This is a genomic window from Saccharothrix sp. ALI-22-I, from assembly GCF_001984175.1.
Lineage (GTDB): Bacteria > Actinomycetota > Actinomycetes > Mycobacteriales > Pseudonocardiaceae > Actinosynnema.
In genome coordinates this window covers 258,592-271,984 of the sequence record NZ_MTQP01000064.1, presented here as the reverse complement: position 1 = coordinate 271,984, position 13,393 = coordinate 258,592, and the positions used below count along the sequence as shown (strand labels likewise).

At 70.5% G+C, this 13,393-nt stretch carries 13 protein-coding genes and 1 tRNA gene; 13 read left to right on the top strand and 1 reads right to left on the bottom strand.

Going from position 1 to position 13,393, the window contains the following annotated elements; translation table 11 throughout:
- Positions 1-2: 2 nt before the first annotated feature.
- Positions 3-986, top strand: a complete 984-nt coding sequence (locus ALI22I_RS26290; protein ID WP_077008197.1) for an ABC transporter ATP-binding protein — start codon at positions 3-5, stop codon at positions 984-986.
- Positions 970-1,974: an ABC transporter ATP-binding protein gene (locus ALI22I_RS26285; protein WP_443216964.1), complete on the top strand. Its 1,005-nt coding sequence runs from the start codon at positions 970-972 to the stop codon at positions 1,972-1,974. Before ALI22I_RS26290 ends, ALI22I_RS26285 begins: the two co-directional genes overlap by 17 nt.
- Positions 1,975-2,464: 490 nt before the next feature.
- On the opposite strand, the gene ALI22I_RS26280 is transcribed toward ALI22I_RS26285, so the two are convergent.
- Positions 2,465-3,952, bottom strand: coding sequence for a S10 family peptidase (locus ALI22I_RS26280; protein ID WP_077008195.1), 1,488 nt, complete (start codon positions 3,950-3,952; stop codon positions 2,465-2,467).
- 30 nt (positions 3,953-3,982) lie between these two features.
- Here ALI22I_RS26280 and ALI22I_RS26275 point away from each other — a divergent pair, with 30 nt between their 5' ends.
- From ALI22I_RS26275 to ALI22I_RS26230, 11 genes are all read left to right on the top strand, one after another.
- On the top strand, positions 3,983-4,699 hold the full coding sequence (locus ALI22I_RS26275; RefSeq protein WP_077008194.1) for a uracil-DNA glycosylase: 717 nt from the start codon (positions 3,983-3,985) through the stop codon (positions 4,697-4,699).
- 168 nt (positions 4,700-4,867) lie between these two features.
- Entirely contained in the window at positions 4,868-5,530 is a 663-nt protein-coding gene (locus tag ALI22I_RS26270; protein ID WP_083752015.1) for a DUF4129 domain-containing protein, read from the top strand.
- Positions 5,527-5,994, top strand: a complete 468-nt coding sequence (locus ALI22I_RS26265; protein ID WP_077008192.1) for a hypothetical protein — start codon at positions 5,527-5,529, stop codon at positions 5,992-5,994. Before ALI22I_RS26270 ends, ALI22I_RS26265 begins: the two co-directional genes overlap by 4 nt.
- Positions 5,991-6,977, top strand: a complete 987-nt coding sequence (locus ALI22I_RS26260; RefSeq protein ID WP_083752014.1) for an AAA family ATPase — start codon at positions 5,991-5,993, stop codon at positions 6,975-6,977. Before ALI22I_RS26265 ends, ALI22I_RS26260 begins: the two co-directional genes overlap by 4 nt.
- Before the next feature lie 30 nt (positions 6,978-7,007).
- Complete coding sequence (locus ALI22I_RS26255) at positions 7,008-8,411, top strand: DUF58 domain-containing protein (protein ID WP_077008191.1); 1,404 nt, start codon at positions 7,008-7,010, stop codon at positions 8,409-8,411.
- 226 nt (positions 8,412-8,637) lie between these two features.
- Positions 8,638-9,144: a hypothetical protein gene (locus ALI22I_RS51190; RefSeq protein ID WP_179118365.1), complete on the top strand. Its 507-nt coding sequence runs from the start codon at positions 8,638-8,640 to the stop codon at positions 9,142-9,144.
- 170 nt (positions 9,145-9,314) lie between these two features.
- A complete protein-coding gene (locus ALI22I_RS26245; protein ID WP_077008189.1) occupies positions 9,315-10,640 on the top strand; it encodes an NAD(P)/FAD-dependent oxidoreductase in 1,326 nt (441 codons plus the stop codon).
- 194 nt (positions 10,641-10,834) lie between these two features.
- On the top strand, positions 10,835-10,957 hold the full coding sequence (locus ALI22I_RS54810) for a hypothetical protein (RefSeq protein WP_267935188.1): 123 nt from the start codon (positions 10,835-10,837) through the stop codon (positions 10,955-10,957).
- Positions 10,958-10,960: 3 nt separating this feature from the next.
- Positions 10,961-12,079, top strand: a complete 1,119-nt coding sequence (locus ALI22I_RS26240; protein WP_077008188.1) for an ATP-grasp domain-containing protein — start codon at positions 10,961-10,963, stop codon at positions 12,077-12,079.
- Positions 12,060-13,130, top strand: a complete 1,071-nt coding sequence (locus ALI22I_RS26235) for a SagB/ThcOx family dehydrogenase (RefSeq protein ID WP_077008187.1) — start codon at positions 12,060-12,062, stop codon at positions 13,128-13,130. The genes ALI22I_RS26240 and ALI22I_RS26235 overlap by 20 nt, the downstream gene beginning before the upstream one ends.
- Before the next feature lie 87 nt (positions 13,131-13,217).
- Positions 13,218-13,291: transfer RNA gene (locus tag ALI22I_RS26230), tRNA-Leu, on the top strand.
- Positions 13,292-13,393 lie beyond the last annotated feature (102 nt).

Genomic DNA, 13,393 nt, shown 5'->3' with positions numbered 1-13,393 from the left:
GCGTGCTGCTGGAGGTCGAGGACCTGCACGTGGAGTTCCGGACGCGGGACGGGGTGGCGCGCGTGCTGAACGGCGTGAGCTACCGCGTGTCGGCCGGTGAGACGTTGGCCGTGCTGGGTGAGTCCGGGTCCGGGAAGAGCGTGACCGCGCACGCGATCATGGGGATTCTCGACACGCCGCCGGCGTTCGTGACGCGGGGATCGGTGCGGTTCCACGGCGAGGAGTTGCTGTCGGCTTCGGCGGAACGTCGTCGCTCGGTGCGCGCCGAAGGCGTGGCGATGATCTTCCAGGACGCGCTGTCGGCGTTGAACCCGGTGTTCACGGTGGGGTTCCAGATCGAGGAACAGCTGCGGGTGCGGCGGGGGATGAGCCGGGCCGAGGCGCGGGCACGGGCGATCGAACTGCTCGACCTGGTGCGGATTCCGGCCGCGCGGCAACGGGTCCGGGAGTACCCGCACCAGTTCTCCGGTGGGATGCGGCAGCGGGCGATGATCGCGATGTCGTTGGCGCTGGACCCGGAGGTGCTGATCGCGGACGAGCCGACGACGGCGCTGGACGTGACCGTGCAGGCGCAGATCATGGACCTGCTGGCGGAGATCCAGCGTGAGCGGCAGATGGGGTTGGTCCTGATCACGCACGATCTGGGGGTCGTCGCGGAGGTGGCCGACCGGATCGTGGTGATGTACGCGGGGCGGATCGTGGAGCAGGCGGACACGGTGTCGTTGTTCCGCTCGCCGGGCCACCCGTACACGGCGGCGTTGATGCGGTCGCTGCCCCGGTTGGACTCGAAGGGCACGGCGTTGGAGACGATCCGCGGGCTGCCGCCGAGCCTGCTGCGGATTCCGTCGGGGTGCCCGTTCCACCCCCGCTGCCCGCGGGCCGAGGACGTGTGCGTTTCCGATGTCCCGGGGGCCGTGCGGCTGGGGTTCGGGCGGACCAGCGCGTGCCACTTCGCAGAGGAGGTCGTCGGTGGTTTCGGTGGCTGAACTGCTGGAGGTGCGGGACCTGGTGAAGCACTTCCCGGTGACGCGGGGGGTGGCGTTCCGGCGGACCGTCGGGCAGGTGCGGGCGGTGGACGGGGTGTCGTTCACGTTGGGGGCGGGGGAGACGTTGGGGGTGGTGGGGGAGTCGGGGTGCGGCAAGTCGACGTTGGCCCAGGTGCTGATGCGCCTTGAGCCGCCGACGTCGGGGGCGGCGTTGTTCGAGGGGGCGCCGATGTTCGACCTGCGTGGGGCCGCGTTGCGGCGGTGGCGGCGGGACATGCAGATCGTGTTGCAGGACCCGTACACGTCGCTGAACCCGCGGATGACCGTGGGGGACATCGTCGGCGAGCCGTTCGAGATCCACCCGGAGGTCGCGCCACGGTCATCACGGGCTGGGCGGGTGCGGGAGCTGTTGGACGTCGTGGGGTTGAATCCGGAGCACATCAACCGGTACCCGCACCAGTTCTCCGGTGGGCAGCGGCAGCGGATCGGGATCGCGCGGGCGTTGGCGTTGCGGCCGAAGGTGATCGTGTGCGACGAGCCGGTGTCGGCGCTGGACGTGTCGATCCAGGCGCAGGTGATGAACCTGTTGGGGGAGCTGCAGGCGGAGTTCGGTCTTTCGTACATCTTCATCGCGCACGACCTGTCGGTGGTGCGGCACCTGTCGGACCGGGTGGCGGTGATGTACCTGGGGAAGATCGTGGAGATCGGGACCGCGGAACAGATTTATCGACACCCCACGCACCCGTACACACAGGCCCTGCTGTCTGCGGTTCCGGTAGCCGATCCGGGCCTGCGGGGCCGGCGTGACGTGATCCGGTTGAGCGGCGACGTGCCGTCCCCCGTGAACCCGCCCTCCGGATGCCGATTCCGCACGAGGTGCTGGAAGGCACAGGACGTGTGCGCGACAGAGGAACCGGCGCTGGTGACACGCGTCGGCGGCCACCCCAGCGCGTGCCACTTCGCCGAGGAACGCTCCGTAGTGCCCTGACCCCTGACGTGCCCTGACCCCGGGCGACTGCCGGCTACTTCGGAATGCCGATGACCTCGTTGACCGCGACCACCGCGAACCGCCCGCTGCTCTTGCTCTCCTTGACGACCCGACCGTCCTGAGCACCTGGATCGCCTCCCCCGCCGGAAGCTCCAGGGTCTTCGACCACAGCAACGGCGCAGCGCCGCCCTGCTCGATCGAGGCCATACCGTCGGTCGTGTAGGTGATCGAGTTCGCGGAACCCGCCCCGGTCCGTCGGGCGACGTGGAGTGGTCGTGACCGCGGGGTGGTCGCCCTGGCCCGCCGCGGGCCCTTCCTTCGGTCCGCGGCGGGCGGGTGACGGTGGTGTTCGCCTACGGGTCCGCCGTGTGTGCCGCCTCCATATTTCCGGCAACGCATTCGGCGATGACATCGATCCCCGCTGACGCCTGGTTCGCACGTCCGGGTGATCTTGGTGAAGTCCACTCACATCCCGGACGTGCCCCCGGGTCTAGCGGTTCGAGGCGGATTGGACGAACTCGGCCAAGTCCTTCGACTGCTGCACCCGTGACGGCTCGTGCACGTACATCATATGTCCCGCCGGGTAATACGCGGCCTCGATGTTCGCGTGCGACTCCTCCGGGATCTGCAAGTGCGCCACGACGTGCTCGGCCGCGTAGTAAGGCGTCGCACCGTCCAGATACCCGTATGCGATGTGCACGCGGAGGTGCGGGTTGGCGCGCATGGCGGCCGACAGCTTGTTCGCCACCGTCACGTGCACCCCCTCGAACTCCTTGTACGACCAAGGCCTGACGTTCACCGTCAGGATCTCGTACGGCAGGTCGTTCTCGTACTCCAACTCCGCCCGCACGTAGTGGTTCAACGCCGCCGTGTACGGGCCGAGGATCGCCGAGTACGACGGGTCCTCGCTGAAGTGCTCCCGACCGTAGTCCGCGTCCGGCCCGGAGAACCGCGAGTCCAACCGCCCGACCACCTTGCGCTCCGACCGCAGCAACTCGGTGAAGAACCGCACGTGCTCGATCCGCAGGTTCACCCGGTCCACGTAGTCCTCGCTCAGACCCGTGAGCCGCGCCAACCTCGCCACCGCGTCCGCACGCTCCTCTGTGGACAGACGGTTGCCGCGTGCCAGCGCCCACGGGTAGTCCCGCGACGCGAACTCCTCCGCCTCGGCCAGCACGTCCTCCAGCGGCCGCGACCCGTGCAGCCCGTGGTAGTGCGCGATCGCCGCGTACGTCGGCATGAACAACGTGTGCGGCAGGTCGTTGCCTTCGCTGAAGTCCAACGTCGCGAAGTCCAGCACCGACGAGATGAGCATCAGCCCGTTGAGGTACATGCCGTACCGGTTCTGCAGGTACTCGGCCAACCCGGCCGCCCGCGTCGTCCCGTACGACTCGCCGGCCAGGAACTTCGGCGACATCCACCGCCCGTTGCGCGACGTCCACAGCCGGATGACCTCGCCGACCGACTCCAGGTCGCCCTGGAACCCGTGGTACTCGCCGGGCTTCTCGCCCTTCACCGCCCGCGAGTACCCGGTGGACACGGGGTCGATGAACACCAGGTCGCTGTGCGCGAGCAACGTCTCGGCGTTGTCCACCAGGTCGTACGGCGGCGGCGTGAGGGCGCCGACGTCACCGGACAACACCCGGCGCGGTCCGAGGAGCCCGAGGTGCAGCCACACGCTGGACGAGCCGGGCCCGCCGTTGAACGCGAACGTCACCGGCCGCTTCGCCGGGTCGGCCCCGTCCAGTGTGTACGCGGTGACGAAGACCTCCGCCTTCGGCAGGTGCCCGTCGAACTTGCCCTCGGTCAGCACCTCCTGGCGCAGTACCACCCGACCGGTGGTCGTGGTGTAGTTCAGCTTGCGCCGCTTGACGGTGATGCTGTGCTGGGTGGTGACGAGGTCGTCGGCCGGGAGGTCCTTCTCGTCGCCGAGATCGTCCTTGACGGCCTTCTCGTCGCCGTTGTCCTTGTCGGTCATGGTCGAACTCTACGATCGGAGTCACCGCCAGTGCTCCCGCTTTCCGCTCTTGACGAACGGGTTACCAGTTGCCGGGCATGCCCGCGGCTGGTGGCGTGGCGCGAGGAGGTGGCGCGGGTCAAGCGGGCGGCGTTCCGGGACCAGGAGTACTGGGGACGTCCGGTGCCGGGTTTCGGGCCGGCCGACGCCTCCCTCGCGATCATCGGCCTGGCCCCCGCCGCGCACGGCGCCAACCGCACCGGCCGCATGTTCACCGGCGACCGCTCCGGTGACTTCCTGTACGCGGCGATGCACGCGGTCGGCCTGGCGAACCAGCCGACCGCGACCCACGTCGACGACGGCCTCCAGCTGATCGGCACCCGCATCACCGCCCCGGTGAAGTGCGCGCCGCCGGAGAACAAGCCGACCCCGGAGGAACGCGACAACTGCCGCCCGTGGCTGATCCGGGAACTGGAACTGCTGCGGCCGACGTTGCGCGCGGTGCTCGTGCTGGGCGCGTTCGGCTGGCAGGCCGTGCTACCGGTGCTGGCCGCGTGCTGGCAGGTACCCCGCCCACGTCCCGTTTTCGGTCACGGCGCGCACGTCACGCTGCCGGCGCAGGACGACGGCCCCCCACTGCACCTGTTCGGCGCGTACCACGTGAGCCAGCAGAACACGTTCACCGGCAAGCTCACCCAACCCATGCTCCAGGACGTCCTGCGCGCGGCGGCCGAGGCGGCGGGCCTGGCGACGGATGGCGTGCGGTAGTCGAGAACCGCTGTTCCGCAAGGGTGTGTGTTCCACGTGGCGCGGAACGCCGTGGAAGGTGGAACAGCCAGTCCGGAACCGCTCGAACTGGTCGGGCGGCCTGCTCCGGTCGGTCCTGTTCTCCGAAAACCGCACACGCCGTGACGGGGCGGCAGGCATTCTTGGGGCATGAAGCCCCGGCTCGCGCTCGTCCTCGCGGTGGGGTCTGCGCTTGTGCTCGTCGCTCTCGCCGCGCGTGGGACGTCGCCGGTTCGGTACAGCGAGCGGCCGAGCGGCGGTGACGAGACGACCGCCCCGGCTACCAGGTCGGTCGAGGTCCTGGACACCGACGTCGAAGGTTCCACGGCGGCCGGGTCGTTGCTCGTGTTCCTGCTCGTGCTGGTCGCGGTGGCGGTGATCGGGGTGATCGCGTTGCTCGTGTCGATCAGCGGGCTGCGGCGCAGACGGCGGCGGCGGGGTGTGGGCGCCGCGGTCGACGCGCCGGATCTGCCGGAAGGCGACGCGGAACCGTCGGAGATCCTCGTCCGGCGTGCGACGCAAGCGCTTCAAGAGTTGCGCGACTACGGGAACGGGCCGCCCGGTGACGCGGTGATCGCGGCCTGGCTCAGCCTCGAACGGGCCGCCGAGGACAGCGGGGTGCCGCGCCAGGGCCACCAGACGCCGACCGAGTTCACCGGTGACCTGCTGCGCCGCTACCGGGTCGACGAGAACGCGGCCGGCACGCTCAAGCGCGTCTACCAGCGGGCCCGGTTCGGCACGGCCGAGGTGACGTCGGCGGACGCGCGCACGGCCACCGAGGCGTTGGAGCACATCGTGCGGGACCTCGGATGAGCCCGCTGATCGGCAGCATGATGCGCGCGGTGCTGCTGGCGGTCGTGGTCGCGGCCGGTGCCGCGTTCGTCCTGAACCGCGTCGGCGCGCCGTGGCTGTGGGCGGTGCTGATCGCGTTGCCCATCGGTGCGTTGGCCCTGCTCGTCTCACGTCTGCCGCGCGCGACGGACGTCGTCTGGTCGCCGCAGCCCGCGAACGTCTCCACCGCCACGTCCGCGCAGGCCAGTTCCCTCGCGAGCCGGTTCGCCGAGGCCGCCGTCGACCAGGACCGGTTCGCCAACCGCGTCCAGCCCCGGCTGCGGCGGCTGGCGGAAGCCCGGTTGCGGCAGGTGCACGGCATCTACGACATCCACGACCCCAGGGCACGCGAGGTGCTCGGCGCCGACCTGCACCGCCTGCTCACCGACCCCAAGGCCCCGCTGCCCGAGCCGTCGAAGCTCGCCGATCTCTTGGAGAACCTGTGACCTCACCGGACCCCGATCAGGACAAGACGGGCGTCGAGGCGATCGCGGCCGAGGCCAAGGCGGTGCTCGCCGCCGTCGGCACCGTCGTCGTGGGTCGGGAACGGTCGCTGCGGCTGGCGTTGGCGGCGGTCCTGGCGGGCGGGCACGTGCTGCTGGAGGACGTGCCGGGCCTGGGCAAGACGCTGATGGCGCGGTCGCTGGCGCAGGCGTTGAAACTGGACTTCAAGCGCCTGCAGTGCACGCCCGACCTGCTGCCCGCCGACGTCACCGGCTCGTTCCTCTACAACCCCGGCGACCGCGAGTTCACCTTCCGCGAAGGCCCGCTGTTCACCGGCCTGCTGCTGGCCGACGAGATCAACCGGACCCCGCCGAAGACGCAGTCCGCGCTGCTGGAGGCCATGCAGGAACGGCAGGTCACGGTCGAGGGCCGCACGTTCCCGCTGCCGCGCCCGTTCCACGTGCTGGCGACCGCGAACCCGGTGGAGTACGAGGGCACCTACCCGTTGCCGGAGGCGCAGCTGGACCGGTTCCTGCTGCGGCTGGACATCGGCTACCCGCCGCCGGCCGAGGAGGTCGAGGTGCTGCGGCGCCGGCTTTCCCGGCAGCGCGAGGAGACCGAGGTCGAGCCCGTGCTGGACGCCGCCCGGCTCCGGCAGCTCCAGCACGGCGTGGAGCAGGTGTCGGTGGACGACGACGTGCTGCGGTACTGCGTGGACCTGGCGTCCGCGAGTCGTGCGCACACCGCCGTGGAGGTCGGGGCGTCGCCGCGTGGCGCACAGGCGTTGGTGCTGGTGGCACGGGCGTTGGCGGTGCTGGACGGGCGGGACTTCGTGCTGCCGGAGGACGTGAAGGAGTGCGCCGTCGCGGCACTCGCGCACCGGATCACGCTGCGCCCGGAGACGTGGACGTCCGGCGTCACCGGCGTGGAGGTCGTGACCGAGCTGCTGGGCCGCGTGGCCGGCCCGGCGAGCACCCGCTCGTGAACCGGGGCCCGTCATGAACAGGTGCCCGTCATGAACCGCGCGCAACGACTGCGCGAGGCGCTCACCAGCGGACGCGGCGCGCACTGGCACCCCACCGACGCGCTGGTGCGCGGTCTGGCGCTGGGCGTCGGGATGGTGGTGGCCGGCGGGCTGGCGCACGAGGTGGCGCTGGTCCTGTTCGGCGCGCCGCTGCTGATCTCCACGCTCCTCGCCCTGGTCACGCCCGTCCTCGGCACGCCGACCGTGCGGGTGCGCGGGCTGCCGCGCACCGGTGAGATCGGCGCGGCCAAGTCGGTCGTGGAGGTCGATCCGGGACTGGGCGCCGAGGTGATGGCGATCCGGCTGCCCGGTGTCGGCGACGGCGGTGTCGGCCCGGTGCACCTGGTGCCCGCGTCGGCTCGGGAGATCGAGGTCGTGCTGCGCCGTGACGCGTGGGGCGAGGGCGTGGACCTGCGGCCGGATCACCTGGTGGCCGGGCCGGACGCGTTGTTCGTGCACGGTCCGATCACCGCCGCCGAGCGCGGTCGGGTGATCCTGCCGCCGGTGGAGGCGTTGCCCGCGGGTCTGCTGCCCGCGCGGGCCGTGGGTCTGGTCGGCGCGCACCGGGCTCGGCGGCCGGGTGACTCGGTGGAGCTGCGCGACATCCGGGCGTTCCAGCCGGGCGACCGGCTGCGGCGGATCGACTGGCGGGTGTCGTTGCGCAGCAGTGCGATGGCGGGCACCGCCGAGGGCACGAACCTGCACGTCCGCGAGCACCACGCGGAGGCGGACGCGGACGTGGTGCTGGCGTTGGACACGCGGCAGGACGTCGGCGCGGAGCTGGGGGAATGGTCGGCGCCGGCGCGCGTGACGACGGCCGGCCCGCTCGGCAGGTCGCTCGGGGAGTGGTCGTTGGCGTCACGCGGGACGACGGCCCGCCCAGGAGGCAGCCTCGACCTGGCGGTGCGGGCGGCGGCGTCGTTGGCGGCCGGGTACCTGCGGCAGGGCGACCGGGTGAGCCTGGTGGACCTCGGTCGGCCGCGGCTCGGCGCGCGTCCCGGGGTGGGGCGGCGGCAGTTGCTGCGGCTGCGCAACCAGCTCGTGGTGTGCGCGCGGTCGGCGGGGTGGGCGCAGCGGCCCGTGCTGCGGCCCGAACAGGTGCCGCACGGCGCGCTGGTGGTGGTGCTGTCGCCGTTCCTGGACGCCGAGGTGGTGGAGCTGGCCGTGCACGCGGCGCGGCGGGGGAACCTCGTGCTGGCGGTGGACGTGCTGCCGGAGCCGTTGCGGGCCGACCCGGAGACGCCGTGGGGCGTGAGCGCGTTGAAGGTGATCCGGATGGAGCACGACGTGCGGCTGCAGGCGATGCGGCAGCACGGTGTGGCGGTGCTGCGGTGGGGCGCGCCGATCGCCGGCGTGCTGCGCGAGGCCCGCACCGGCAGGAGGCTGCACCGATGACCCGAACGCCGACCCGAACGTTGAACTCAGGGGTCGCGAACGTTCGACTCTCGCGCCCTGGACGTTCGACTCTCGCGTTCCGAGCGTTCAACTCGGGTGTTCCGAACGTTGGACACGCGCGTTCTGAACGTTGGACACGCGCGAGAGTCGAACGCTCGGGTCGCGAGAGTCGAACGTCCGGGACCGGTGAGTTCAACGCTCGGGATGTGGGTGGGGGTGGAACCGGGTGAGGACGGAGTTGGGGGCGGGGCTGCCGGGGTGGGTGTTGCGGGCGGCGGTCGGGGGTGTGGCGGCGGGGGTTGCCGGGGTGTTGGTGGCCAACGGGGTCGAGTGGTTGGCGATCGTGCTGTACGGGGTGCTGGCGGCGGCCGCGGTGGTGATTCCGGCGTCGGCCGCGGTCGCGTTGATCATCGCCTACCCGGCGGTGGCGATGGTGTTCGTGGACGGCGAGACGTCGTGGGCGGGCGTGCTCGCGCTGGTGGTGCTCCTGCACCTGTTGCACGTTCTGTCCGCCTACGCGGCGATCGTCCCGATCTGGTCGCGCATTCACCTGGAAGCACTAAAGGCACCCGCGAAGAGGTTCGCCGCCGTTCAACTCTCCGTACTCGCGCTCGCCGCCGTCGTCATACTGTTGCCGGGCGGCCGAACGGGCGAGGTGGTCGAGGTCATCGGGCTCGCGTGCGCGCTCGGACTGGTCGTCGGAGTGGTCCTGCTGATGCGCCGCAAGAGCTGAGGAACCACCTCTCCGGACTCAGCCTCGGCTGACCGTCTGGATCGTTCCTCTCAGCACGTTCACGCCGATGTGCTGGTCAGCGGCGGCGTGTCCGTCATCACCCGGCGACTGTGGTCACAACGGGCCTCGTCGATGCGCAGGAATGCCCTACGCGGTGCGACCATAGGTGTATGGCTGCTGTGAAGTCGCAACCCACACGGATCGTAATCGTCGGCGGTGGGTACGTCGGCATGTACACCGCGCTGGGATTGCAGAAGAAGCTGCGTTCCGGCGAGGCGTCCGTCACGGTGATCGACCCCCAGCCGCACATGACCTACCAGCCGTTCCTCCCCGAGGCGGCGGCCGGCTCCATCGAGCCCCGCCACGTCGTGGTGCCGCTGCGCAAGGTCCTCAAGCACTGCCACGTCGTCACCGGCCGCGCCACCCGGATCGAGCACTCGCGCAAGGCCGTCACGGTCGAGCTGGCCGACGGTCACGTCGAGGAGTTCGAGTACGACGTGCTGGTCTCCGCGCTGGGCGCCATCTCGCGCACCCTGCCGATCCCCGGCCTGCCCGAGGTCGGCATCGGCATGAAGACCATCGGTGAGGCGATCTACCTGCGCAACCACGTGCTGTCGCGGCTCGACCAGGCCGCCAGCACCAAGGACGCCGAGCTGCGCAAGCGGCTGCTGAGCTTCGTCGTCATCGGCGGCGGCTTCGCGGGCATCGAGACGCTGGCGGAGCTGGAGGACATGGCCCGCTACGCGCTGCGCTACTACGAAGGCCTCAAGCAGGAGGACATGCACTGGGTCCTGGTCGAGGCGACCGGCCGGATCATGCCCGAGGTGAGCGCGCGGCTCGGTGTCTACACCGTCGAGCAGCTGGAGAAGCGCGGCATCAAGTGCTACCTCGACACCCGCGTCAAGAGCATGGAGGGCGGCCACGTCGTCCTCGACGACGGCACCGAGTTCGACTCGGACACCATCATCTGGACCGCGGGCATGAAGGCCAACCCGATGCTGCGCAACACCGACCTGCCGCTCGACGAGCGCGGCCGGGTGCGCTGCACGGCGGCCATGCAGGTCGTCGGCCTGCCCGGGGTGTGGGCGGCGGGTGACTGCTCGGCCGTGCCGGACCTCTCGCGCACCGAGGAGGACCCGACGGCGACCTGCGTGCCCAACGCGCAGCACGCCATCCGCCAGTCGAAGCTGCTGACCAAGAACATCGTGGCCAGCCTGCGCGGCAAGCAGCCCAAGGACTACTTCCACAAGTACCTGGGCTCGGTCGCGGGCCTGGGCCTGTACAAGGGCGTGGCGGACGTGTTCGGCCTGCGCTTCAAGGGCGTCGTCGCCTGGTTCATGCACCGCAGCTACCACGTCATGTTCATGCCCACCGTGAACCGCAAGTTCCGCGTTTTCGTGGACTGGACGCAGGCGCTGTTCTCCGGCCGCGAGGTCGTCGCCCTGGGCCAGATCCACGAGCCGAAGGCCGAGTTCGACCGCGCCACCAAGAGCTGAGCGCAACGGCCCTCTGCCCGTTGCGCCGTTCGGTGGCGACGGTCAGAGGGCCGTCTGGCGCAGCCTTCTCACTTGAGCCCCCAGATGGGCTAATGCGCACCCTGTTGCCTTGACATTGCGTAACGTGAACCCGAGAATACAGCTGGTGTATCGCCTGAATGTGTGATGCATCAGTGGGGAGAGAGGTGACCGCGATGTCTCTTGAGGAGCTGGCCGCACAGCTTCGCCGCGGTGAGATCGAGGATCGCGCACTGGCGGAGTACTCCGCGGAGTACGCCACCGCCGAAAAGCGTTTTTGCAGCAAGAAAGACGACTGAGTCATGACCGTCTCCGGGTGGGGGAGCGAAGTCGTCCCCCCACCCGAGGCCGCCAGACCGGCGAAACCCACCCCGCTGTTGCTCCAAGGCCAGGACTACCTGTTCCGGTCGCAACCCAAGTGCCTGGACTTCCAGGAGCAGGTGCACCGCCTCGGCATGGTCGACGAGGGCGACGGCAGCCCGGTGCCCTGCGTGCTGGTCCTCGCCCGCGCCGCCGACATGGAGATGAACGAGCTCTCCATCGCGCTGGCCGAACGCGGTATCCGGATGGCCCGCATCGACGCCGACCGCTCCGTGGACCTGCCGCTCACCGTCTACACCGACCAGCCGCTGCTGGAGCTCGACCGCTGGCTGCTGCGCCCGGTGCTGGTGTGGCGCAGGCACTTCGAGCTGTCCTCGCTGCCCGTCGAGCCCGGCACGCTGGCCGGCGCGTACGCCGTGGACCAGTGGGGCGCGGTCGCCGACTGGCTGTCCAGCCGGGGAGACTGGGCGCACGTCAACCCCAGCCGCAACACCTCCCACCTCAACCGGCTCACGCAGCTCGCGGACGCCTCCGCGTTCGGCCTGCGCGTGCCGCGCACCACGGTCACCACCCGACCCGGCCGCACCCGGCCCGGCGGCGGGCAGTGCATCGTCAAGACCTCCGGCCGGCACCTGCTGGAACCGCGCCCCGGCATGCAGCACGGCCTGTTCCCGCGCCCGCTGGAGACCAGCCGGTCCGGTGACGTGCCCGAGTCCGCGCCGGTGATCGTGCAGGAGTACGTGCCGTCGGACACCGAGCTGCGCGTGTTCGTGGTGGGCGAGCGGTGCATGGCCTTCCAGGTGGACAAGCTGGACCCGGCGCAGCTGTGGGTGGACCCCGAGGCGGTCCGCGTCACGCCCGTCGACGTGCCGAGTGGGCTCAGCGACCGGCTGCTCGCGCTGGCCCGGCACTGGCGGCTCCAGGTGGCCGCGTTCGACCTGCTGGTCTCGGGCGGTGACCACGTGTTCCTGGAGGTCAACGTCAACTGCGACTGGCGGTGGTTCGAGCACCGGGCGGGGGACGCGCGGGTGTCGGAGGCCGTGCACGAGTGGGTGGCGGCGCGCTTCAAGGAGCTCATGGGTGCGGGCAAAGGTCGCTGAGCACGCGACGCTGTTCTACCAGGACGGCGCCGTGGTCTGGGACGACTACCTCCACCACCGGCAGTTCGCCATCAGCGAGACCGCCGAGCTGCTGTGCCGCAAGTTCACCGAGTTCACCGATGTCGAGGCGCTGCTCGCGCCGCTCGGCGAGGCCGACCGGGTGGCGCTGCGCAAGGTGCTGGACGAGCTGATCGAAGCCGGTGTGCTGATCGTCGAGGGCTCGCCCCGGCACGACGAGGAACGCCGCCTGCTGGCCGGCTGGAGGGCGTGGGGCCCGTCCGCCCGGCACTTCCACTTCGCCAGCCGCACGCTCGCCGACGCGTCGTTCCAGGGCTCCGAGGAGCACGACGCGGTGCTCGACGCCAAGCTCGCCGCCGCACCGCCGCCCGCGCCGTTCCGCAGCCTCGGCCGCACCGCGGTGCTGCTGCCCCCGCTGGAGGGCTCGCCGAAATGGGCCTCGGCGGGCCTGCTCGACGTGCTGCTGGCCCGCCGCACCACCCGTGAGTTCGGTGCGTCGGCCCTGTCGTTGACGCGGGTGTCCGAACTGCTGGGGGTGTTGGCGGGGCCGTCGCCGGTGCGGTCGCGGATCGGGCGGTCGGGGACGGTGTTCAAGACCAGCCCGTCCGGCGGCGGGCGGCACCCGGTCGAGGTGTACGCGCACGTTCGGGGCGTCGAGGCGTTGGAGCCGGGTTGGTACCACTACGACGGGCTCGCGCACGCGCTGGAGCCCATCGGGGTGGCGTGGGGGCCGGACGAGATGGCCGCGGCGGCCGGTGACCAGGACTGGGTCGGGCAGGCGCCGTTGGTCCTCGCGTACACAGGAGTACTCGAACGGACTAGATGGCGTTACGACACGTCACGTGCCTACCGTGTTGTGCAAATGGATGTAGGGCATCTCTCCCAAACGGCTTATTTGGTAGCTACAGCAATGGGTTTTGGTATCGGCTTCACCGCAGCATTGCGGGATGAGCTGGTCGAACGAGCACTCGGCTGTGACGCTTATCACGAAGTTGTACTCGGGCTGAGCGCGCTGGGTCCATTACCCGAATGAGCGCAATAGCGGATCGCATTGAGCCGTGCGGGGGACTTCTTCTGAACCGGCCCCACGAACGCTAGGTAACGGCTTAGGCTCCCCGCTGCCCCCGTAGCCCAACCGGTAGAGGCAGGCTCCTTAAAAGAGTCACAGTACGGGTTCGAATCCCGTCGGGGGCACGTTCGGTGCCGCATTGGCTTCACCCATCTGCTGGGTGATCACGAACGCGTGCACCGTGCCCGTCACCCGTTACGCAGTGCCGCGCCCGATCGGGCGTCTCG

Coding starts and splice junctions, on each gene's coding strand:
- ALI22I_RS26240 (WP_077008188.1), top strand. CDS start 10,961: ATGACCGTCTCCGGGTGGGGGAGCGAAGTCGTCCCCCCACCCGAGGCC.
- ALI22I_RS26265 (WP_077008192.1), top strand. CDS start 5,527: ATGAGCCCGCTGATCGGCAGCATGATGCGCGCGGTGCTGCTGGCGGTC.
- ALI22I_RS26255 (WP_077008191.1), top strand. CDS start 7,008: ATGAACCGCGCGCAACGACTGCGCGAGGCGCTCACCAGCGGACGCGGC.
- ALI22I_RS26270 (WP_083752015.1), top strand. CDS start 4,868: ATGAAGCCCCGGCTCGCGCTCGTCCTCGCGGTGGGGTCTGCGCTTGTG.
- ALI22I_RS26245 (WP_077008189.1), top strand. CDS start 9,315: ATGGCTGCTGTGAAGTCGCAACCCACACGGATCGTAATCGTCGGCGGT.
- ALI22I_RS26280 (WP_077008195.1), bottom strand. CDS start 3,952: ATGACCGACAAGGACAACGGCGACGAGAAGGCCGTCAAGGACGATCTC.
- ALI22I_RS54810 (WP_267935188.1), top strand. CDS start 10,835: ATGTCTCTTGAGGAGCTGGCCGCACAGCTTCGCCGCGGTGAGATCGAG.